The organism is Azoarcus olearius, assembly GCF_001682385.1.
GTDB classification, from domain to species: domain Bacteria; phylum Pseudomonadota; class Gammaproteobacteria; order Burkholderiales; family Rhodocyclaceae; genus Azoarcus; species Azoarcus olearius.
The window spans coordinates 3,489,106-3,510,467 of record NZ_CP016210.1; the positions used below are offsets into that span (position 1 = coordinate 3,489,106).

23 protein-coding genes and 1 tRNA gene are annotated in these 21,362 nt (G+C 67.7%); 3 read left to right on the top strand and 21 right to left on the bottom strand.

Annotated features, from left to right (window positions below; all coding sequences use genetic code 11):
* The first annotated feature begins 4 nt into the window (after positions 1–4).
* A complete protein-coding gene (locus tag dqs_RS15940; RefSeq protein WP_065341109.1) occupies positions 5–391 on the top strand; it encodes a c-type cytochrome in 387 nt (128 codons plus the stop codon).
* Between the two features lie 59 nt (positions 392–450).
* Here dqs_RS15940 and dqs_RS15945 read toward each other — a convergent pair whose 3' ends face one another.
* From dqs_RS15945 to dqs_RS16005, 13 genes are all read right to left on the bottom strand, one after another.
* A complete protein-coding gene (locus dqs_RS15945) occupies positions 451–723 on the bottom strand; it encodes a hypothetical protein (RefSeq protein WP_011766829.1) in 273 nt (90 codons plus the stop codon).
* A gap of 47 nt (positions 724–770) precedes the next feature.
* Entirely contained in the window at positions 771–989 is a 219-nt protein-coding gene (locus tag dqs_RS15950; RefSeq protein ID WP_011766830.1) for a DUF3565 domain-containing protein, read from the bottom strand.
* Between the two features lie 54 nt (positions 990–1,043).
* Positions 1,044–1,691: a nitrous oxide reductase accessory protein NosL gene (locus tag dqs_RS15955; RefSeq protein WP_065341110.1), complete on the bottom strand. Its 648-nt coding sequence runs from the start codon at positions 1,689–1,691 to the stop codon at positions 1,044–1,046.
* A gap of 2 nt (positions 1,692–1,693) precedes the next feature.
* Positions 1,694–2,221 carry a nitrous oxide reductase accessory protein NosL gene (locus dqs_RS15960; RefSeq protein WP_011766832.1) on the bottom strand — a complete coding sequence of 176 codons (528 nt, stop codon included), beginning with the start codon at positions 2,219–2,221 and terminating at the stop codon, positions 1,694–1,696.
* An 8-nt stretch (positions 2,222–2,229) separates the two neighbouring features.
* Positions 2,230–3,045, bottom strand: coding sequence for an ABC transporter permease (locus dqs_RS15965; protein WP_065341111.1), 816 nt, complete (start codon positions 3,043–3,045; stop codon positions 2,230–2,232).
* A 7-nt stretch (positions 3,046–3,052) separates the two neighbouring features.
* Positions 3,053–3,997, bottom strand: a complete 945-nt coding sequence (locus dqs_RS15970) for an ABC transporter ATP-binding protein (RefSeq protein WP_065341112.1) — start codon at positions 3,995–3,997, stop codon at positions 3,053–3,055.
* A 28-nt stretch (positions 3,998–4,025) separates the two neighbouring features.
* The gene (locus dqs_RS15975; RefSeq protein WP_065341113.1) at positions 4,026–5,303 is read right to left on the bottom strand and encodes a nitrous oxide reductase family maturation protein NosD; all 1,278 of its coding nucleotides are present in this window, start codon (positions 5,301–5,303) and stop codon (positions 4,026–4,028) included.
* Positions 5,304–5,310: 7 nt separating this feature from the next.
* Positions 5,311–5,742, bottom strand: coding sequence for a transcription regulator (locus dqs_RS15980; RefSeq protein ID WP_065341114.1), 432 nt, complete (start codon positions 5,740–5,742; stop codon positions 5,311–5,313).
* Between the two features lie 14 nt (positions 5,743–5,756).
* Complete coding sequence (locus tag dqs_RS15985) at positions 5,757–7,928, bottom strand: 4Fe-4S binding protein (RefSeq protein WP_065341115.1); 2,172 nt, start codon at positions 7,926–7,928, stop codon at positions 5,757–5,759.
* 161 nt (positions 7,929–8,089) lie between these two features.
* The gene (gene nosZ / locus dqs_RS15990) at positions 8,090–10,024 is read right to left on the bottom strand and encodes a TAT-dependent nitrous-oxide reductase (RefSeq protein WP_011766838.1); all 1,935 of its coding nucleotides are present in this window, start codon (positions 10,022–10,024) and stop codon (positions 8,090–8,092) included.
* A gap of 182 nt (positions 10,025–10,206) precedes the next feature.
* Positions 10,207–10,482 carry a hypothetical protein gene (locus dqs_RS15995; protein WP_065341116.1) on the bottom strand — a complete coding sequence of 92 codons (276 nt, stop codon included), beginning with the start codon at positions 10,480–10,482 and terminating at the stop codon, positions 10,207–10,209.
* Positions 10,483–10,793: 311 nt separating this feature from the next.
* Positions 10,794–10,887 (bottom strand) — tRNA-Ser (locus dqs_RS16000).
* Between the two features lie 73 nt (positions 10,888–10,960).
* On the bottom strand, positions 10,961–12,187 hold the full coding sequence (locus tag dqs_RS16005; protein WP_011766840.1) for an aspartate kinase: 1,227 nt from the start codon (positions 12,185–12,187) through the stop codon (positions 10,961–10,963).
* Between the two features lie 264 nt (positions 12,188–12,451).
* Between dqs_RS16005 and dqs_RS16010 the strand changes: the two genes are divergently transcribed.
* The gene (locus tag dqs_RS16010; protein ID WP_011766841.1) at positions 12,452–12,748 is read left to right on the top strand and encodes a helix-turn-helix domain-containing protein; all 297 of its coding nucleotides are present in this window, start codon (positions 12,452–12,454) and stop codon (positions 12,746–12,748) included.
* Between the two features lie 21 nt (positions 12,749–12,769).
* On the opposite strand, the gene dqs_RS16015 is transcribed toward dqs_RS16010, so the two are convergent.
* A complete protein-coding gene (locus dqs_RS16015) occupies positions 12,770–13,657 on the bottom strand; it encodes a radical SAM protein (protein WP_065341758.1) in 888 nt (295 codons plus the stop codon).
* A gap of 86 nt (positions 13,658–13,743) precedes the next feature.
* Here dqs_RS16015 and queD point away from each other — a divergent pair, with 86 nt between their 5' ends.
* Positions 13,744–14,199 (top strand): 6-carboxytetrahydropterin synthase QueD, encoded by a 456-nt coding sequence (queD, locus tag dqs_RS16020; RefSeq protein ID WP_065341117.1) that lies wholly within the window; start codon positions 13,744–13,746, stop codon positions 14,197–14,199.
* Positions 14,200–14,254: 55 nt separating this feature from the next.
* On the opposite strand, the gene dqs_RS16025 is transcribed toward queD, so the two are convergent.
* From dqs_RS16025 to dqs_RS16055, 7 genes are read right to left on the bottom strand one after another with little or no spacing between them, the layout of a single operon-like run.
* The gene (locus dqs_RS16025) at positions 14,255–15,424 is read right to left on the bottom strand and encodes a DesA family fatty acid desaturase (protein WP_065341118.1); all 1,170 of its coding nucleotides are present in this window, start codon (positions 15,422–15,424) and stop codon (positions 14,255–14,257) included.
* A gap of 38 nt (positions 15,425–15,462) precedes the next feature.
* Positions 15,463–16,887, bottom strand: a complete 1,425-nt coding sequence (locus tag dqs_RS16030; protein ID WP_236778697.1) for a mechanosensitive ion channel family protein — start codon at positions 16,885–16,887, stop codon at positions 15,463–15,465.
* On the bottom strand, positions 16,875–17,453 hold the full coding sequence (locus dqs_RS16035) for a phospholipase D family nuclease (protein ID WP_011766846.1): 579 nt from the start codon (positions 17,451–17,453) through the stop codon (positions 16,875–16,877). Before dqs_RS16035 ends, dqs_RS16030 begins: the two co-directional genes overlap by 13 nt.
* The gene (locus dqs_RS16040; RefSeq protein ID WP_065341120.1) at positions 17,443–18,735 is read right to left on the bottom strand and encodes an RsmB/NOP family class I SAM-dependent RNA methyltransferase; all 1,293 of its coding nucleotides are present in this window, start codon (positions 18,733–18,735) and stop codon (positions 17,443–17,445) included. Before dqs_RS16040 ends, dqs_RS16035 begins: the two co-directional genes overlap by 11 nt.
* Before the next feature lie 8 nt (positions 18,736–18,743).
* Positions 18,744–19,934 carry a DUF3108 domain-containing protein gene (locus dqs_RS16045; protein ID WP_065341121.1) on the bottom strand — a complete coding sequence of 397 codons (1,191 nt, stop codon included), beginning with the start codon at positions 19,932–19,934 and terminating at the stop codon, positions 18,744–18,746.
* A gap of 6 nt (positions 19,935–19,940) precedes the next feature.
* Positions 19,941–20,582: a phosphoribosylglycinamide formyltransferase gene (gene purN / locus dqs_RS16050; protein ID WP_011766849.1), complete on the bottom strand. Its 642-nt coding sequence runs from the start codon at positions 20,580–20,582 to the stop codon at positions 19,941–19,943.
* Between the two features lie 39 nt (positions 20,583–20,621).
* A complete protein-coding gene (locus dqs_RS16055) occupies positions 20,622–21,338 on the bottom strand; it encodes a hypothetical protein (protein ID WP_084018602.1) in 717 nt (238 codons plus the stop codon).
* Positions 21,339–21,362 lie beyond the last annotated feature (24 nt).

The window sequence follows — 21,362 nt, forward strand, 5'->3', positions numbered from 1 at the left end:
CGTCATGAAACACAGCCTCATCGCCGCCGCCCTTCTCGCCGGCCTGCTCGGCGCCTGCAGCAAGCAGGAGAGCGCCCCCGCCGCGCCCAGCGCCCCGGTTGCCGCCCCCGCGCCCGCGCCGGCCCCCGTCGCCCAGAACACCGCGGGCGAAGGCGTCTACAAGAAGGTGTGCGCGATGTGCCACGCCGCCGGTGTGGCGGGCGCGCCCAAGCCCGGCGACAAGGCCGACTGGGGCCCGCGCATCGCGCAGGGCGCCGACACGCTGTACAAGCACGCGCTGGACGGCTTTACCGGCCAGAAAGGCATGATGCCGGCGCGCGGCGGCGCGGCCACGCTGACCGACGACGAGGTGAAGGCGGCGGTGGACCACATGGTGGCCAAGTCGCAGTAAGCCGCTTTTGTCTGCCCGCCGGGCTGACGGCCGCCGCGCGCTCCCCCGCGCGGGGGGCGTCAGCCGCCTGCGCGGGCGCGCGCGGCCATCTGCCGCAGGCGGTCGCGGGTCGGCTCGTCGGCCGTCACCGCCTGCAGGTGCTGCTCGGTCTTCGCCGCAAAGGCGGGCGACGCCAGCCCTGCCTGCACCAGCCCAAGGCGCTGGATCAGATCGTCGATGAGATACCAGTCCTCATCGCTCACCGCCACCACCCCGCCCCCGCGCATCCGCGCCTTGGCGTCGATGTCGCCACCGAAGTGCGCGTAGGCATCGAGCGTGTCCATCGTCAGCATGGCTGCCCTCCCATGACGCGCCGATCGCGCGGCGCCGGCTTTCCAGCTTAGCAGGCGGTTGCCAGCGTATCCGGCGGTGCCCCGGCATCGCACTTCTTGCAGGCCAGGCGATGGCCGAGCATCGCCTCGCGCCCGGCAGGGGTCGCCACCCAGGGGCGGTTCTGCCACGGCGGGTCGTGACGCACGTGCTGGAAGTGGCCGCATTCGAGTTCGGCCACCCAGTGGTTTTCGTCGTCGAGGTGATAGCCGACGATGCGCTGCTCCATGTCGCGGGCCTGCCGGTGGGGAAAGGCGCGCAGCTTAGCAGCGCGGCGCCCGGCTCAGTGCGCGGGATAGGTCTGGCGCAGGCTGGCGACGAGGGCGCCGTCGAGTTCGGCGAAGCGCAGCACGCGGCCGCCCTGCGCCGCGGCCAGTGCTTCCGCCGCGGTGCGGCTGGCGAAAGCCGGGAGATCCGGCCCGCGCATCGGGCCGCTGACCGCGGCGCCGTGCACGAACCAGGCGTCGTCCGCCGCTACCCAGCCGCCACCGGCGTGGTCGCTGACGTAGCGCGCGGCGATCGTGCCGATGGCGATGCCGCGGGTGTAGCGCGCGCTGTCGGCGAGGAACAGCAGCAGATCTACCGGCGAATCGAAGAACCAGGCGTCGCCGCTGTCGGTGATGAGCTGCGCCGCCCACTGCGGATGGCGCGCCGGAAACATGCCGCACACCGCGCAGCGGGCGTGGGCCGGCACCGGCCGCGCGGCGAGCATCGGCCGGCCCGAAGCCGGATCGTAGGCATGCACCGCGCCGGGGAAAGGCGCGCCGGGGCGGACGATGCAGACGTCCGGCGGCAGTTCGGCCGCGGCGTTCGTCGTCGCCGTGGCGTCACGCGCGCTCCAGGCGTAGGCGGCGCCGGCCAGCAGCACGGCGACGCCCACCGTGAGCAGCAGGGCGCGGCGCAGCGGCGCGGGCAGGCAGTGCGGGCACATGGCTACATCCGCTGGTCGTGCAGCGCGCCGCCGTCCAGCGTCACCATGTCCGGCGTGATCGCCTCGAAGCGATAGAGCTTGCCGCCGTACTCCGCGGCGAACTTCTGCGCGTCGGCTTCACTGCCGAAGCTGGCGATGGTCGGCCCCATCGAGCCCTTGCGCGTGGAGCCATGCACATACCAGGCAGCCCTGGCGTCGATCCAGTGGCCGCGCGGTGTGGTCCAGTCCGCCTTGCCCATGTCCTGCACATAGAGCGCGCGCACGCCGCGCACCTGCTCCGGCTTGAGGTAGAGCGAGAACATCTCCACCGTGTCGCAAAAGAAGTCCGGCTCGCTGCGGCCGTCGTAATGGATCTGCGCCTTGGGGCCCGGATAGTCGGCGAGCAGCATGCCGTCGAGCGCGCAGGCGGTGCTGTGGTCGATTTCCACCACCAGCGATGCCGGCGCCTTGTCGGCGGAGGGGCCGCAGCCGGCGAGCATCCCGGCGGCGAAGGTGGCGAGCAGCAGGCGGCGTAGGGGCGTGGGTGTCATGGTCGTTCTCACTTGCGGAAGCGCCAGGCGGCGATGCCGAGCGGCGCGGCGATCCAGCCGGCCATGACCGCGCCGAGCAGCCAAGGCTGGGCGAGCGCGGGCGGAAACACGGTGGCCAGGCCGTACAGCGTGCGCACGTCGTCCAGGCTGAAGATGTTGAGGATGCGGAATACGTCCGCCGGGTTGGCGAGCAGCAGGTAGGGATAGAGGTCGCCGCCGTAGCTGTCGCCGCTGAGCACCAGCGCGCCGAGCAGCAGCAGGTCGAACACCAGCACGAAGAAGAACCACAGCGCGATCGCCAGCCCGGAGGCGCGGGTGCGGTCGGTGGCGAACACCGACAGCATCACCGCCAGGCTGAGGAAGGCCATGCCGAGCAGCACCGAACTGGCCATGAAGCCGAAGTAGTGGAACAGCGCGGCGACATCGAGCTGGCGCGCCAGCACCAGCGCCACGAGGCCGAAGCCCGCCACGGTGGAGAACGCGAGCGCGCCGGCGAGGCCCAGGTACTTGCCCAGGATCAGTTCGAAGCGGCTGATCGGCATGGTCAGCAGCAGGTCGAGCGAGCCGCGCTCGCGCTCGCCGACGATGGCGTCGAAGCCCAGCATCAGCGCGATCAGCGGGATCAGGTAGATCACCAGGCTGACCAGGCTGGCGATGGTGACCTCGATCGAGCGGAAGCCGACCGCGCCCTGCTGCGCCGCGCCGAAATAGGCGATGACCAGCGCGAAGGCGGTAAACACCAGCGCCACCGCCAGCACCCAGCGGTTGCGGATGCGGTCCCAGAACTCCTTGCCGGCGAGGGTTGCGACCTGACGGATTTCCATGCGTGCCTCAGTCCGAAAAGCCGAAGAACACGTCTTCGAGCGAGGGTTCGCGCACATGGATGTCGCGCACCTTGCCGTCGAGCACGGCGAGCGCTTCGAGCACCGCCATCTTCGATTCGCGCCGGCACTGCACCGCGACGTGGCCGTCGCGCGCCTCGATGGCGCTCACCGGCAGGTGGCCGAGCGCGGCGCGCACCGCGCCGAAATCGGCCTCGTCCACCTGCACCTCGAACCACAGCGGCAGGTCCATCTGCTCGCGCAGGCCCTGCACGGTGCCGAGCGCCTGCACCTTGCCGGCGGCCATGATGGCGAGGCGGTCCACCCGTTCCTGGATCTCCGCGAGGATGTGGGAGGTGAGCACCATGGTGACGCCCTCGGCGCGCAGCCCGCGCAGGATGGCGTAGAACTCGCGGATCGCCTCCGGGTCCAGCCCGGTGGTGGGTTCGTCGAGAAAGAGGATCTGCGGCTTGCCGAGCAGGGCCTGGGCGAAGCCGAGGCGCTGGCGCATGCCCTTGGAGTACTCGCGCACCCGCCGCCGCGCCGCATGGGCGAGGCCGACGCGCTCCAGCGCCGGCGCGCAGTCGGCGGTCGGCGCGCCCTTGAGGCGGGCGAAGAACTGCAGCGTCTCCAGCCCGGTGAGGTTGTCGTACAGCACCACGTTTTCCGGCAGGTAGCCCACGCTGCGGCGCACCGCGCGGAAGTCCGGCCCACCGACCGCAACACCGGCGATGCGGATTTCGCCGGCGGTGGGCGGCACCAGGCCCAGCATCATCTTGAACAGCGTGCTCTTGCCCGCGCCGTTGTGACCGATGAGGCCGAAGAGTTCGCCGCGGCGGATGTCGAGATCGACGCCGTCGACCGCGCGCACCGGACCGTAGTGGCGGCGCACGCCCCGGGCGGTGATTACTGCGTCGGCCGCATCGCCCGCGGCCTGCGTTGCCGTCTGCGTCATGGCTCGGGGCGGCTCGGTGGCGGACGGCTCAGCGTACGCCAGGGAAGGTCTTGCCACGCCAGTCTCTCCAGTTGTCCTTGTCGGGCCGCATGCGCGGCTTGGGGTCGACCACGCTGGGGGCGCGCAGCAGCGGAAACTGCTGGCCGACCAGACGCAGGGTCTGCACCGCCGGGCTGGCGAGCAGCAGCTTCATCAGCGGGTGCTTCCAGCTCAGGCGATCGACCAGGTCGTTGGCTTCGTAACGCACATCGCCCACGCCATCGCCGTTGCGGTCCCAGCCAAGATAGTTGCTCCAGTGGTTGCCTTCCTTGATCCCCCACAATTCGTCCCGGGCGCCGACGTAGCGCACCTGCTCGCGGTTGGCGACGAAGTCGTTGCGCTCGACCTGGTTGTTCTTGGAGCCGGCCCACAGGTGCACGCCGACGATGTTGTCCACCAGCAGGTTGCCGCGCAGGGTGTTGTATTCGGCGTCGTAGATGAAGAAGCCGCGCGAGTTGCCGGCGACGATGTTGTTCTCCACCACCGCGTCCTGGATGGTGCGCAGCATGATGCCGTGGTCGGAATTGGCCCAGACGCGGTTGTTGCGCACGACCTGGTCGCGCACCTCCATCAGCGCCAGCCCGCCGCGGTTCATCCACACGTCGTTGTCCTCCCACAGATTGCGGTAGGAGTTCATGTAGTGGGTGCCGTAGCGGCTGTGGTGCAGCTTGTTGCCGCGGAAGACCGCGTCGTGGGTGACGTCCACATAGAGCGCGTCGCGCACGAAGCTGACCTGGTTGCCGATCACCTTCGCGCGCCGGGTGTTGTAGAGCTGCACGCCGTTGCCGCGCTGGGACGATTGGTAGTCGCGCTTGCCGGTGATGACGTTGCCTTCGATCAGCACGTCGTCGGCCTGCTCCACCCACAGGCCAAACAGGTTGTAGGTGAGGTCGCAGCGGCGCACCACCGCGCGGTGCGCGCCGGGCTGCAGGTAGATGCCGGCGTTCTGCTCTCGCAGGCTGCCACCGGAATCGGCGACGATCAGGCCCTCGATGACCACGTCGGTGGCGGTGACGCGGATGGTGTCGCCGCGCTCGCCGCCGGATATGGTCGGGCGGTCGATGCCGCGCAGCGTCAGCGGTTTGGCGATGCGCAGGTTTTCCTCGTAACGGGCGCGCGCCACCTCCACCACGTCGCCGGCTTCGGCGCGATCCAGCACCGCCTGGATGGATTCGCCGGGCGCCACCCGCAGCGTGGCCGCGGCGGCGCCCTGCGCGAGTGCGGCGCAGGCGGCGAGGATCAGCAGGCGGGCGACGGCGTGGCGCATGACGGACTCACACCACCAGCAGGCCGAGCGACTTCAGCGCCAGGAACAGCGCGGCGCCGATCAGCAGGTTCTTGAAGCCGACGTAGCAGAGCATGTCCATCAGCGAGGCCGCGCGGTAGCGCCGGCCCCACCACGGCCCTTCCTTGACGTAAGGCTTGGCGCCCAGCCGCACCACCACCTCGAACACGCTCCAGCCAAACCACCAGCCGATGACGGCGCCGGCCTCCAGCCGGCCCATCGCCGCCAGCACCCAGACCACGCTGGCGGCCAGCGCGAGCGCCAGCCCGGCGCCCTGCAGTGCGCGCTGGTGCTGGAAGCCGCTGCGGCTCCACGGCCACAGGTGGTCCCAGACCTCCGCCATCAGCCGCGCGGCCACGCCCTTGTCGTCGCCGGCATAGGGCGGCTGCACCGGCTCGGTCAGCATTTTCGGATCGACCATGTTCGCGCTCTCCTTCAGTCCGCGGCCCGGGTGGCCGGCACCGGTTTGATCGGAATGTAGTAACCGTCGGCGCCGATCGGAGTGATCGCCAGCCCGGCCTTGCTGCGGCGCTTGCGCTCGTGCACCAGCGGCGGACAGGCGTGGTCGTCGGTGTAGAGCACCATGCAGTCGAGGCAGTGCAGGCATTCGCGCTGGTCGATGCGGCCGTCGTCGTCGATCGCCTGCGAGCCGCAGCCGACCGCGCAGGCCTTGCAACTGGTGCATTCCTGTTTGCGCTTGAGGCCGAACCAGCGGAAGGTGGTCGGCATCGCCAGCGAGGCGCCGAGCGGGCACAGGTATTTGCAGAACGGCCGCTCCGTGAAGATGGACAACCCGAGCAGGCCGGCGGCGAACAGGGTGTAGGGCCAGCTGCGGTTGAGCAGGCCGACCAGGAAGGTGGTCTTGAAGGGTTCGACCTCGGCCAGCATTTCCGCCTGCTGCATCGAGAACACCGACACCGCCAGCAGGCCGGCGAACACGCCGTACTTCACCCACTTCAGCCGGTGGTGCCAGCGCTTGGGCAGCTTGAACTGGAAGCGCTTCAACCCGACCGCGCCGCCGACCTTGTACAGCAGTTCGGAGAGCGAGCCGAACGGGCACAGCCAGCCGCAGAACAGTCCCCGCCCCCACAGGAAGACGGTGACGATGATGAAGATCCAGAACAGGAAGATGAAGGGGTCGGTGAGGAACAGCTCCCACTGCCACTGGAACAGCAATGCGTGGAACCAGGTGAGCACCTGGGTGATCGAGGGCTGCGCCATCAGGTGGAAGCCGACGAAGCCGATGCTGATCACCCAAGCGGTGTATTTGAAGGCGTTGACCGGCCACTTGTTGGTGCGCGTGGAGGCACGCGTGAGGCGGTCGCGCTGGGCATAGACCACGCCGACCGCCAGCAGCAGCGCGACGAAGGCGACGATCTCCACGGTGCGCGTCTGCCACACCCGTAGCCAGGGCGGCGCCGGCTTCTTCACCTCGGGGCGGCCGCCTTCCAGGTAGTGCGCCGGCAGCCAGTATTCGCTGTCGAAATTGGCGAAGCTGCGCGCGCCGGTTTCGCGATCGACCCGGTTGCCGAGGAAGATGAACTTCCACGGGTAGGCGGCGGAAAACGCGTCGGAGCGGATGATGAAGATCGCCGACTCGTTGAAGGCGGGCGCGCCCGGCGCCGCGAGACCGTAGAGGTTGAGGTAGTCGAGGTCGCGGAAGGTGAAGGCGTCCTGGCCCTGGCGCACCTGCACCCGGTCGTACAGGCCGCCGCGCACGAAGCCCGAGCCCTTGAAGGATTCCTTGCCGGCGCTGCGGATCACGAAGATCGCCTGCTCGCCCGGCTTCAACTGCGCCATCAGGTTGTTCCAGCCGGCGTCACCGAGCAGCGCGCGGCCGACGTCGGGCTGGTTGAGGTGCCCGAACCAGAGTTCGATGAAGGGTTCGTCGCCCCGCGCGAGGCCGACCTGCTCCGGCTTCACGGTCAGCTTTTTCACGCTGCCTTCTTGCACCAGCGCCGCCCAGTCGGGCCGGGCGCCGGTTTCGCGGAAGCGCGCCTGCGGCCGCACGGTGCGTTCCAGGATGCCGACCTGACGCGCCACCGCGGCGCCGGAGGTCATCATCACCTGGTTCTGCGCGATCACCGTGACGGTGGCGCCGGAGATCGCATCCAGACCGATGATCTCCTCTTCGGGCCGCGACTGACCGATCTCGATGTTGTCGCCGACGAACTTGCCGAGGTACTGCTGGTTGAAGCGCACCAGCGCGGATTCCGGGATGCCGAGCAGCAGGATGGGCTCGGAGTGCTTGAGGATGCGGCTGCCGGTAAAGCGGCCGGCGGCGTCCATGCCGATCAGCGTGACCACCGGCTTGCCCGAATAGGCGGGAATGTCGGTGATATCGGTAGAGAGCATCACGTAGCCGACGAGGCGGCGCTCGCCGCCCTCCTCCGCATAGCCCTCGACGTAGAAGGGGCGGCCCTTGCGTTCCGAAAACGCGCTGGCGCCCGGCAGCACTTCGGCGCACGGCGCGTAGTCGCACAGCCGCGGCGCGGTATTGAGTTCGGCGGGCAGCTTGGCGTCGTAGGCGTCGGCGCGGGCCAGCGGGGCGGCCAGCACACAGATGGCGAGGATCGCCAGCATCCTCAGGGCGTGGGATATCGACATGGTCAGAATCCGTCGGACAACGGCATGGCCGCAGTCTAGGAAGCGCGGCCCCCGCTGTACTTGTTGCCGGTCAATTCCGGCCGGCAGGGTGCGCGGGGTGAAAAAAAGAGGGGCACGCAGCCCCTCGAAAAAGCACCCCAAACAACGCAGTAAATGCAGGATCAGGCTTCCACGATCATCCGCGCGCGCATCTCGAGGTGCAGCGCGTGGCAGAAGTGGGTGCAGTAGCACCAGTACACCCCGAGCTTGTCGGCCTTGAAGGTGACGGACTTGGTTTCCTGCGGATTGACGATGAAATTGACGTTGTACTTCGGGATCGCGAAGCCGTGCGTCAGGTCCTCGACCTTGTCGAGGTTGGTGAGGATGATGGTGACCTCGTCGCCGAGCTTGACCTTGAACTCGCGCGGGTCGAAGGCCGGCGCCAGCGAGGCGATCTTGACCGTGACCTTCTTGCCGTCGCGGAACACCCCCGCTTCCTTCTGATCCTTCACCGCGAGCGGGAACTCCGCCATGTCGTAGATCTGCTTCGGGCGCAGCAATTCGCGCTTGAAGATGATGAAGTCGTGCGGCTCGGGGCGCACCGGGTGATCGGCCACCAGCTTCATCTTCTCGCCGGAGATGTCGACCAGTTGCTCGGTCTCGGCGTGCAGCGGGCCAACCGGCAGGAAGCGGTCCTTGGAGAACTTGCAACCCACCGCCAGCCACTTGCCGTCCGCAAACATGGTTTCGGACTGCGAGGCGTTGATGTGGCCCGGCTGGTAGGTGACGTCGAGCCGGTCGACCACGTAGTTGGCGGTCTTGTCGCCGGCGTGGAACTTGATCGCCGCCTCCACGTTCCACTTCACGATCTGGCTGTCGAGGAAGAGCGTGGTGTAGGCGTTGCCGCGGCCGTCGAAGGCGGTGTGCAGCGGGCCGAGGCCGAGTTCGACTTCCGCGACGATGGCCTTGTCGAGTTCGGGAAGCGTGCCGTCGAACCAGTCGAGCACCTTGGCGAGTTCGATGACGGTGCCGGTGGGCGACAGCTTGCCGGCGCAGATGAAGTACTTGCCGTCCGGGCTGGCATTCACCCCGTGCGGGTTCTTGGGCACCGACACGTAGGCGGTGAGCGCAGTCTTGGGATCGGCATTGGCGGCACGGGTGCCATCCACCACCGGCACCTTGGAGTTGCCGTAGGTGGTGAACTTGCCCGCCTTCACCGCGGCCTCGATGCGGGCGATGTTGAAGAACAGGCAGGCGTCGCGCTCGGCCGACATCATGCCTTCGTAATGGAAGCCGCCTTCGGTGTTGTACTGGTTGGTGGCCGCCAGCTTGCCGTCGTACGAGGTGGCGACGAGGTCGCAGTTGCCATCGATCAGCACCTGCCAGCGCACCTCCATGCTCTCCGCATCGACGCAGGAGAACAGCGTGCGGTACTTCTCCGGCGTGTCCATGTCGCGGCCGTCATTGGGCAGCGGGATATGGAATTCGGCGCCGCAGAACACGCGCGTGGTGTAGTTGATCGCCGGATCCACCGGATCGCGCTTGTCCGGGAAGATGCCGTGGAAGCCCTGCACGTTGGGCAGTTCGGTGATCTTGTCGCAGACGAAGTAGTCGAGCCGGATGCGGGCGATGCGGCTGTTGATCTTGTCGTTGATCCAGGCATAGCGGCCGTCGTAGTTGCCGTCCTTGTAGGAGGCATGGGTGTGGTGAGTGTCGCCCACCGTGTACTTCAGGCTGCCGTCGGGCTTGGTGCCCATGACGGCTTTCGATTCGTTGGTGATGCCCCAGCCCACCAGCGCGTCCGGCACAAAGCAGGGCACGCGGTGCAGCTCGCGCCCGGACGGCAGGCCGAGGACGCGGAAGTCGCCGGTGTGGCCGCCGCTCCAGAACCCGTAGTAGGTGTCGAGTTCGCCCGGCTTGAGGTGAGGGCTGTGCCCCTCTTCCACCGCAGCGGCGGCGGGTGCGGCGACCGTAGCAGCCTTGTTGCCCTGGTTGCAGGCGGACAGGCCGACGCTCATCGAGGCGCCGGCCAGCCCGGCAACCGCCGCGGTATTCAGGAACCTGCGACGGCTCGGATCCGGCTGGGCTTCCGGCGCCAGGTCTTGTTCTCGGCTCATGTTTCGTGACTCCGTTCTAAAGGGATGACCTCAGTGACGGAGCCATTCTCGGAGCCCGGGGCGGGGTGAATCCTTGATTCAGCGCAAAAACCGGAATCCGCTGCAGGGCGGAATGAAAAAGGCGACCGCGCGGGTCGCCTTTTCGTGGCCGGGGCCGGTCGGCCGCGGTGACGTCGTCGTGCTTACTGGCGTGCGACGTTGGTCGGCGCCATGATCGCGGCGTCGGCAGCGGGGCTGCCCAGGCTCGGGCGGAACTCGGCGCGGGGGCCGTGATTGACCGGCACCACCTTCTGCTCGCCGGCCTCGGCTGCAGCCGTAGCCGTGGCCGGCGCCGCAGTCTGCGCCTTGCGTTCGGCACGCGCGCGCTCGATCGCCGCCCAATCGGGACCGGCAAAGGCGGAGGCAGCAGCAAGGCTGAGGACGATGGCCGTCAGGCCGGAAAGCATCTTGGAAAACATGGGCAGCTCTTCTAGTGAATGGTGATCAGGCGGAATGACTGCGGACGCTTTCCGTTGCGCACACTGGGGCGTGTCGCGGGAGGCGCGTCCGACGCCCGGGAATCGCAAGTTATATGCCCGACCGAATAATCATTATTCACAGCACGATCTCGCCGTAGAACGGCGCTTTGTGTTAGCCATGCGCACGCGCGCGCTGTGCCATTCGCTACAACCACACCGTCAATGTGGTCTTTATGCCGAAGCTTTCCCGACCATAGACACAGCAAGCAGCCATGAAAAAAGCGCCCCGGGAGGCGCTTTTTTGTGTTGCTTGGCGGAGACGGAGGGATTCGAACCCTCGATGCGAGTTTTAGCCCGCATGCTCCCTTAGCAGGGGAGTGCCTTCGACCTCTCGGCCACGTCTCCAACACGAAGGCGGCACTATATAGATTCCGCCATCCATGGTCAATTTAAGCTTGCGCGCGATGCGCAAGCGTCATCAGACGGGCTGGTCGAGGCCGAATGCCTTGTGCAGCACGCGCACGGCCAGTTCCAGATACTTCTCGTCGATCGCGACGGAAATCTTGATTTCGGAGGTCGAGATCATCTGGATGTTGATGCCCTCTTCGGCCAGCGTGCGGAACATCTTGGACGCCACGCCCGGATGCGAACGCATGCCGACGCCAACGATGGAGACCTTGCACATGGTCTTGTCGCCTTCGATCGCGCGCGCGCCGATATGCGTCTTGACCCCTTCCAGGATCGCGACCGCCTTTTCCAGGTCGCCGCGCGCGAGCGTGAACGAGAAGTCGGTGGTGCCATCGTGGCCGACGTTCTGGATGATCATGTCGACGTCGAGGTTGGCGTCGGCGACCGGGCCGAGGATCTGGTAGGCGATGCCGGGCTTGTCGGGCACGCCGAGCACGGTGACCTTGGCTTCGTCGCGGTTGAAGGCGATGCCGGAGATGACGGGCTGTTCCATGTTCTTGTCTTCCTCAACGGTGATGAGCGTGCCTTGGCCTCCTTCCTGGAAGCTCGACAGCACGCGCAGCTTGACCTTGTACTTGCCGGCGAACTCGACCGAGCGGATCTGCAGCACCTTCGAACCGAGGCTGGCCATTTCCAGCATTTCCTCGAACGTGATGGTGTCGAGCTTGCGGGCTTCGGGGACGATGCGCGGATCGGTGGTGTAGACCCCGTCGACGTCGGTGTAGATCTGGCACTCGTCCGCCTTGAGTGCGGCGGCGAGGGCGACGCCGGTGGTGTCGGAGCCGCCACGGCCCAGCGTGGTGATGTTGCCGTGTTCGTCCACGCCCTGGAAACCGGCCACGACGACCACCGCGCCGGCGTCGAGGTCCTTGCGGATCGGCGCTTCGTCGATGTTCAGGATGCGCGCCTTGGTGTGCGCGCTGTCGGTCAGGATCTTCACCTGAGCGCCGGTGTAGCTTTTCGCCGGCACGCCGATGTCCTGCAGCGCCATGCACAGCAGACCGATCGTGACCTGCTCGCCGGTGGACACGACCACGTCGAGTTCGCGCGGATCGGGCTTCGCCGCAACATCCTTGGCCAGTGCGATCAGGCGGTTTGTTTCACCGCTCATCGCCGATACCACGACGACCACCTGGTGGCCCTCCGCGCGGAACTTCGCCACCTTGCTGGCGACGTTCTTGATGCGCTCAGGGCTGCCGACCGAGGTGCCGCCATACTTCTGAACTATCAGTGCCATCGTCGTATCCAAGTGCTTGTGGATAAAGGGCTGGGATTCTAGCGAAAGCAGCCGGTTTTTGCAGGACTACCGCACGGCGTCCACGATGTGAAAAGTTTGGCGGCATCGAAACAATCGCACAAATATCGCCGTTGTATGTAGAGCGAATAGTGATCTATACTTTGTCCATCCTACAACTTAAGTCGTAGGTATGCCATCAAGCAGGCGCTGCAGACTGCATATGGATTGCGACTGCCGCACACTTGCCCAACACAGGACGAAATCATGAAAAACTCGGAAAACTTCGACGTTCGAGAGATCCGCCGCAAGCTCGGCATGAACCAGTCGCAGTTCTGGTCCAAGATCGGCGTGACCCAGAGCGGCGGCTCCCGCTATGAAAGCGGGCGTAACATTCCGCGCCCCGTCCAGGCCCTGCTGCGCCTGGTCCACATCGAGCAGATCGACATCAACAAGGTCAAGAAGGACGACGTGGAAGTGGCGGAATACCTGAAGGCCACCAACCCCGACCTCTACAAGAGCCTGAAGAAGGAAGCGAAGGCCAAGCGCAAGGAACGCCCCTGACGCGCCGCGGCTGCTGCGGCGTCAGGGGCTGACGCGCACCGTCAGACCCGCGCGCCGCAGCCGCTCGCCTATCGTTTCCAGTTCTTCCGCCGTGAGCGGCGACAAGTGGCCGGCCTCCTGCTGCATCGAGGGCCGGGCGATGCCGTAGAGCAGAACGCCCTGCAGCCTGTCGATACCCGCCGCGGACAGCAGCGCAAGGTATGAGGCGAGAGCCGCCTCGTCTGGTGCCTGGCCATCCCAGCGGAACATGCAGGTCTGGACCCAGGTGGGACAGCACGTCGCGCTCGCCGCAAGGTGCTTCGCGATACTCGCGGGTTCCAGGCGAACGCCGTTGATCCGTTCGATCGCCTCCGGCGTTCCGGCGTCAACCTTGAACCACACTTCACCGCCTGCTGCGGCCAGCATGCGCAGCCCGTGCTGGACACGCGCCTGTCCCGCGAGGCTTCCGTTCGTGATCAAACGAAGCGGCACCGGCGCGCCCGGCGCCCGGCCACCTGAGCCGAGGCCGAATTCGTCGCGCAAACGCGCCACCAGCGCGACCGCTTCCGGGAATTCATCCGCACTGGTCGGCTCGCCATTGCCGGAAAACGCGATGTCGCGGATCACCCGCATTTCGGCCGGCACGTGCCGGACCATCCAGTCACCCTCCACCAGCGCCGCGAGAAAGCCGCGCAGTTCCGCCTCGAGCACCGCCAGGTCGATGGCCGGCGCCTTGCCTCGCGTCAGGCCCGGCACCTGACAATAGGCGCAATGCCAGTTGCAGGCATTGTTGGGATTCAGGTTGATCCCGACCGACACACCACCAGCGCGACGCGACAGGACGGGATAGACATAGGTCAGCCCCGCCAGGTCACGGTCATGATTGCGGGTCGTTAAGCTGCGAATGAGCGGCTGGGCGTTGGAATCCATCGTGACATCAGGGACTTGGAGGAAATGGCGGCGGAACGCGGACAGCGCGGTGTTATACTCGCCGCCCGTCATGACGAGGCAGCATCATGCGCATCACCCGTCGGCTGGAATTCGACGCCGGCCATCGCATTCCGGATCACGCGAGCCAGTGCCGGCACTTGCACGGCCACCGTTACGCCATCGAGGTCACGCTGTCGGGTGAGATCATCGACGCCGCGGGCCAGCCGGTCAATGGCATGGTGATGGACTTCGGCGAAGTGAAGCGGCTGGCGGCCGAGCACATCGTCAGCGTGTGGGACCACGCTTTCCTGGTCTACCGCGGCGACACCCAGGTTGCGGACTTTCTTGCCTCGATGCCGGGCCACAAGACGGTGGTGCTCGACGTGGTGCCGACCGCCGAAAACCTCGCCGCACTCGCCTTCCGCATCCTCGATCCGGTGTATGCCGACAGCTACGGCAACCAGCTGCGGCTGGAGCGGATTCGACTGTACGAAACGCCCAACTGCTGGGCCGACGCAATCCGCAGCGAACTGCCCGACTGAAAACGGAGCGACGGAGGGAGGCTGATGCCTCCCCACGACGCCCCGTCGATCCGGCTCAAACCGCGTAGCGCCGCAGCCGCAACGAGAAGTCCTGCAGTTGCTGGATGCCGCTTTGTTCGGCGCGCGCGATCCAGTCGTGCAGTTGCCCCAGCAGCTGTTCGCGCGTGGCGTTCGAGCGCGCCCACAGCGCAGCCAGTTCCTCGCGCATCGCTACCACGGTGGACAAGGCCTTGCTGTCCTTCAGCATGATCTCCAGCTGCTGCTTCTCACCCGCTTCGAGATGGCGCTCCTCGCCCGACAGCACCCAACGGCGGAAGGCCTTGGCGTCGAACTTGCTGCCGTGCGTCAGCTTCAGCTTCTCGATTTCCTCGCTGCAGGTGTGCTTCAGGCTGGCCACGTAGCGCGTCATCACGTCGTAGCGATGGGTGATGACGGCCTGCAGCGTGTCGAAATCGACGATGCGCTTGGCCTCGCCGAAGCGCGGTTGCGGAATCGTCTTGCGCGCCTTCGCCAGCCGCAGGATTTCCATGCTGCGGATGTACATCCAGCCGATGTCGAACTCATACCACTTCGCCGACAGCTTGGCCGAGGTGGCGAAGCTGTGGTGATTGTTGTGGAGTTCCTCCCCGCCGATCAGGATGCCCCACGGGAAGAGGTTGGTTGACGCGTCGGAGCAGTCGAAATTGCGATAGCCCCAGTAATGGCCGAGGCCGTTGACCACGCCCGCGGCCCAGAACGGAATCCACGCCATCTGCACCGCCCAGATCGTCAGACCGATCGGACCGAAGCAGATCACGTTGATCACCAGCATCAGCGAGATGCCCACGACGTTGTGGCGATACACATTGCGCTCCAGCCAGTCGTCGGGCGTGCCGTGACCGTAGCGCTGCAGGGTTTCCTGGTTCTTCGCCTCGGCGCGGTAGAGCTCGGCGCCTTCGAGCATCACCTTCCTGATGCCGCGCGTCTGCGGGCTATGCGGGTCATCCACCGTCTCGCATTTCGCATGATGCTTGCGGTGGATGGCCGCCCACTCCTTGGTCACCATGCCGGTGGTCAGCCACAGCCAGAAGCGGAAGAAGTGACTGGGGATGGGATGCAGTTCCAGCGCACGGTGGGCCTGGTGACGGTGCAGAAAAATGGTCACCGAGGCGATGGTGATGTGAGTCAGGACGAGGGCGACGACGATGTAGCCCCACCACGGGAGATCGAACAACCCGGAGATCATGCGCTGAAATTTCCTTGCAGAAGAAAAGCTTGCCGATTCTACGCGAAGCCGCCGGGGGCGGCCAAACCGCCTTTTCGGACCTCTTGCGCGTCGCCGGCCGAAGATGGCGGCGTGGCTGTTGTGACCGGCGCCGACAGCGGCAGTTCCGGCAGCGGCGGCAACAGCCTGACCTCGCGCTGGGGAAACGGGATACCGATGCCTTCGGCCTTGAAGCGGCGCCAGACCTCGATGTTGATCGCCGAGGTGATGCCGAGCGTGCCGGCGGCCGGATCGCCGATCCAGCAGCTCAGCCGCAGGTTGATGCCGTTGTCGCCGAAGTCGACCAGGAAAGCCTGCGGCGCGGGCGTTTGCAGCACGCGCGGCTGCAGCTGCGCCACGGTCTCCAGAATCCGCATCGCCTGCTCCACGTCGGCGTCGTAGGCGACCTGGAAGTTCAGGGGCAGCGAAACGAGGCTGTCGGTGAAGGTCTCGTTCTGCACGACCGAGGCGACCAGGGTCTCGTTCGGCACGATCGACTCCACCCCGTTGGCGGCGCGGATCACCGTGTAGCGGGTGTTGATCTCCTTGACCACGCCGCGCTCGTTGCCGACGCGGATCAGGTTGCCGATCCGCAGCGAGCGGTCGAGCAGCAGGATGAAGCCGGAGACATAGTTCGCCGCGATCTTCTGCAGGCCGAAGCCGAGGCCGACACCGAGCGCGCCGCCGAACACCGACAGCGTGGTCAGGTTGATACCCACCATCGGCAGCGCGATCAGCACCGCGATCACCAGCAGCAGCGCGCGCAGCACCCGCGTGAGCACGACGCGCACATTGGAATCCAGCCCCGCCGCGGCGGCCAGCCGCCGCTCCAGCGCGCCACCCGCCCACATCGCCACCAGCACGGTCAGCATCACCATCGCCGTGCCGAGCAGCAGCGTCCAGAGCGACAGCTTCTGGCTGCCCAGCGTCACCGACACCGACTCCAGGCCTTCGATGACTTCCGGCAACCAGCCGACGATGTGGAGCGCCACCACCAGCCAGGCGAGCGACGCGAACACGCGTTCGAACGCCCCCAGCCAGCTCGAACGCCCGACGGCCTGGCGCAACGTGAACACCACGAAACGGATCAGCGCCAGCGAGGCCAGCAGCGGCACCGCCAGATCCAGCAGCGACGCGTTGTGGTAACGCACCAGCACCGCGCGCGTCATCACCACCAGCAGCAGCGCCGAGAGCGGAAAGATCACCCGCTTCATGCCATGCTCGCCGAAGCGGCGCGCGGCGCTGTAGGCCTGCCCCTCGTCGCCCTGCGCTGCCGCGGCGCGGCGCAGCGCGCGGCGCTGGATCAGCCAGCCGAGCAGCAGGCAGCCCACCAGGGCGCCGATCTGCCACAGCACTGCGGGGTTCTGCAGGTCACCCCAGATGTCCTGCAACAAACGGGCAAATTCGACGGGGCGGGCGTTGTCCTGCATGGTCAGGGCTTCCACGGCAAACGGGTAAGGGGTTCGGCCTGGGCGCGATGACGCAGCCAGTTGTCGCGGTAGGCGCGGGCAACCGGGCAGTTGTCGCGCAGCACCATCATGTTCTCGGCATTGCGCCGGCGCGCCGACCAGGTGAAGTTGTACGAGCCGGTCACGAGCGCGCAGCCGGGACCGTCGGCATCGACGATCACGACCTTGTTGTGCGCGGCGGCGTAGCGCGTCTCCAGCGCCACCGGCACGCCGCCGGCCAGCAGCTGCGGCAGCGCGTTGCCGCGCTCGCGCCGGTTCATCCGCGCGTCCGCCAGCACTTCGACCGCGACCCCGCGGCGGCGCGCCGCCACCAGCGCGTCGGCCACGCGGCGGCTGGTAAAGGCGTAGGCCTGCACCTGCACCGAACGGCGCGCGGCGCCGATCACCCGCAGCAGCAACTGCTCGGCATCGTCCCACGGGGAGAACGCCAGTTCGACCTCGCCGCGCGCAGCAAAGGCTTCGACACCGGCCGCCGGCGCGGACACGATCAGCAGCGCCAGCGCCGCTACCGCGCCCAGGGCGCGGCGACGCTCAGCCGGCATCGCCCGTCCGTTCGAGCACCGCGGCGAAGAAGCCGTCGGTATCGTGCTCGGCGGGCGACAGGCGCAGGCGCGCGCCGGTCGCGAGCGCCACGCCCTGCCTGGCCAGCACCGCCTCGGCGTCCACCGGGCGAAACTCGGGGTGGGCGGCCACGAAGGCATCGACGATCTCGTCGTTCTCTTCGGCCAGCAGGCTGCAGGTGGCATAGACCAGGCGCCCGCCCGGCTTCACCAGACGCGCGGCGGCGGCGAGGATGGCGCCCTGCTTGGCCACCATCTCATCCACGGCGGCGGCGCTCTGGCGCCACTTGAGGTCCGGATTGCGCCGCAGCGTGCCGAGCCCGCTGCAGGGCGCATCGACCAGCACGCGGTCGGCCTTGCCTGCGAGGCGTTTCACCTTGGCGTCGTTCTCGTGCGCAATCAGCACCGGATGGACGTTCGACAGCCCTGCGCGCGCCATCCGCGGCTTGAGCTTGGCAAGCCGCTTCTCCGACACGTCGAAGGCATAGAGCCGCCCTGTCGAACGCATCATCGCGCCCAGTTGCAGCGTCTTGCCGCCAGCCCCGGCACAAAAATCGACCACCAGCTCGCCGCGCTTGGGCTGCACCAGCAGGCCGAGCAGCTGGCTGCCCTCATCCTGCACCTCGATGCTGCCGTCGAGGAACAGCGGATGCTTCTGCAGCGCAGGCTTGCCGGCCAGCCGCACCGCCTGCGGCGACCACCAGCCCGGCTCGCAGCCAAAGCCGGCTTCACGCAGCGCGGCGACCACGCGGTCGCGGTCCGCCTTCGCCACATTCACCCGCAGGTCGAGCGGCGCCGGGCGATTGAGGCTGTGGGCGAGCGCGAGCAGCGCAGCCTCGTCGTGGGTGCGCAGCAGGCGCTCGGCCAGCCAGTCGGGCAGGTCGGCGCGTTCGGCCAGCGAGCCCCCTTCCAGCGTCGCGGCCTTGATGCCCGCCACCCAGTCGCGCTCCGTGGGTGACACCAGGCCTTCGAACTGACGCATCGGCCAGCCCTCGCCCCGGGCGAGCCACGCCAGCAGCAGCTGGCGCGGGCTGGCGTTCTCGCCCACCAGGCGGCGCAGCCAGCGCAGGCGGCGGACGATGCCGTAGATGTTTTCGGCGATGAAGCCGCGGTCGCGATGACCGAGGTCACGGTTGTCGCGGAAGTAGCGCGACAGCACCGCATCGGCGGGGTGATCGAAGGCCAGTACGGCGCCGAGCGCCTGGGTAGCCTGGATGAGCAGCGCGCGCGAAGGCGCGTCGGGAGCGGTTGTCTTTTTTTGCATGGATCCGTTCAGTTTTGCTGGAGACCGGCCAAGGGGTCGACCTCCTCCTTCAGTTCAATCATTTCGGGCTCGCCCCCGGCGCGCGGCGCCGTCCCGTCTGCGGGGGCCCCGGGCGTCTTGTCGCCCTCGCCCTCCGGCGGAGCCAGCCTCAGCCGCACCGCCTGCTGGTCGAGCATCTCGCCCTTGTCGTCGACGATGCGGATGCGCACCGGCAACATGCCGTAGTTGCGCGCCAGCCAGATGTCGATCGTGAGCTTGCCGTCCTCCGACTGCGCGCGCAGGCGCAGGGTGTCGAGGCGGCCGATCGGCAACCGCAGCGTCTCCTCGCCCACCTTCTCCAGCAGGGCCACCTTGGCGTCCTTGTTGCTGGCCACCGTCAGCGTGGTCGGCAGGCCGGCCGCGCCGACGATGCCGATCTGGTGCCACAGGCTGAGCACGTCCTGGTCGCCCGCGCGCACCGCAGCCGAGCGCCGTTCGCGCTCGCCGCGACGGATGCTGACGCGGCCCGCGGCCCAATCGAATTCGGCGCTTTCCGGCGCCTTGCCGCGCTGCTCGACCTGAAAGCGTTGCGGCTTCAGGCCCTGCGCACCCACTTCGCCCTCGCTGCGTTGCACGTAGTGAAAACCGCGCACCATGCCGACCAGGCCGGTGGTCTGCAGCGTCACCTGCATGCGGTAGCGGGTGTCGTCGTGCCACCACTCGTGCTCGGCCTCGCCGACGACGAAGTTGCCCTCGCCCATCGCCACGCGGAACAGGATCGCCCCATGCGTAGGCCAACCCTCGATGTTGTAGCTGTCGGCGTTGTCCGTGGCCGGCGTGGCGGCGGGGGGCGGCGGTTCGGCAGCCGCCGCCAAGGCCGCGGAAGCCAGCGCGCTCGCCGGGTCGACGGTTTCGGGCGCGGCGGGCAATGCCAGCGGCTCATCCGGAACGTCGACCACCGGCGCGCTCACGGCCGTCTTCGCCACAGTCACTGGCCGAGGGCGCGGCGCCGGCCTGGGCTGAGGCGCGGGCTGCGCCACGGGCGCGGGGACCGGCTGCACCGCCACCAACGGGGCCGGCGGTGTTACCAGCCGGGCCTGGATCACCGGCAGCGCGTCGCCGCCGGGCGCGCTCGGCCAGCGCCATTCGGCGCCGCCGAGCACCAGCGCATGGGCGAGCACCGACACCGTCAGTGCAGCGGCCATCGCGCGCTTGCTCATGTCCGCCTAGCCTTCCACCGGCGGCACGACGCAGCCCGCGCTCGTCGCCGGTTCGTCGCGCAGCCGCACCCGGCCTGCCTCCAGGCTCAAGCGGCCGGCGGCGAACCAACGCAGGGCTTGCGGGTAGATGCGGTGTTCCTGCGCCAGCACGCGGGCGGCGAGCGCCGCCTCGTCGTCGTCGGCCAGCACCGGCACCACCGCCTGAACGACGATGGGGCCGCAATCGAGATCGGCGGTGACGAAATGCACCGTGGCGCCATGGACCTTCACCCCCGCCTCCAGCGCCCGGCGATGCGTGTGCAGCCCGGGGAAGGCGGGCAGCAGCGAAGGATGGATGTTGAGCAGGCGACCCTCGTAGCGGCGCACGAAGGTCTCGGTGAGCACCCGCATGAAGCCCGCGAGCACCACCAGGTCGGGCGTGTGCGCGTCGATGACTTCGGCGAGCGCGGCATCGAACGCCGCGCGGTCCGGGTAGGCCTTGTGGTCGACGACGGCGACCGGAATCCCGTGCGCGCGGGCGAATGCCAGCCCCGCCGCGTCCGGGCGGTTGCTGATCACCGCGGCGACGCGGACGCCGTCGAGGCCGGCGCGGACGATGGCCTCCATATTGCTACCGCGGCCGGAAATGAGGATGACGATGGACTTCATGAGCCTATGGACGGGAAGCTGTTGCGGATGCGGCGCGCTTCAGCGCACCGGCAGAAAGACCGCCGTGGCCATGTTCTGGACCACGCGGGTGACCGTGCGTTCGGTCTTCTCCTCGATTACGTCGGAGAGCACTTCGAGCATGCCGATGATGCGGCCGAAATCGCGTTCGAAGCTGAGGTTGTTCACCGCGCCGAGTTCGTTGGACAGCAGCAGGAGCTGGCCCTCGGCATCGCGCGCGGAGGCGAGCTTCCATGCGGCGATCTCTACGTTACGGGCGGCATTGTAAAGGTGCTGCGCGTCCAGATCATCCAGTAAGTACAACTCCTCGCGATCACCGAACGCGGTCTGCACCATGCTTGCCAGACCGACGACATAAGCCTGGACGCGGTCGCCGCGGAACTCGGGGTGCAGCGCCACCTGCAGCGCCTCGAGGTCGCGCCGGTGGCCCAGGTTGTCGAAGCGCCAGCCATGCGGCGCATCGAAGATGGCGCCGACGGCCGCCTCCATGCTGGCCGCGCCGCCCTTGCGCCATTCGCGCGGGTTGCGCCGGTAGAGCTTCTCGGCCAGCCGGCGCAGGCTGGTGAAGATCCGCTGCTGGGTCGCCTCGGCATAGCGATTGACGTCGGTCTTGATCAGGTGCTGCGGGGCATAGCCCGGCAGCCGCCCCTGCTTCGGGCTGGTTCCGCGTGTCGAGCATCCCGCCGTGGCAAACACCCATGCCAGCGCGAGCCCGAGCACTGCACGCCTGCGCTCCATCGCACCTCCATCTCCGACCCGTCC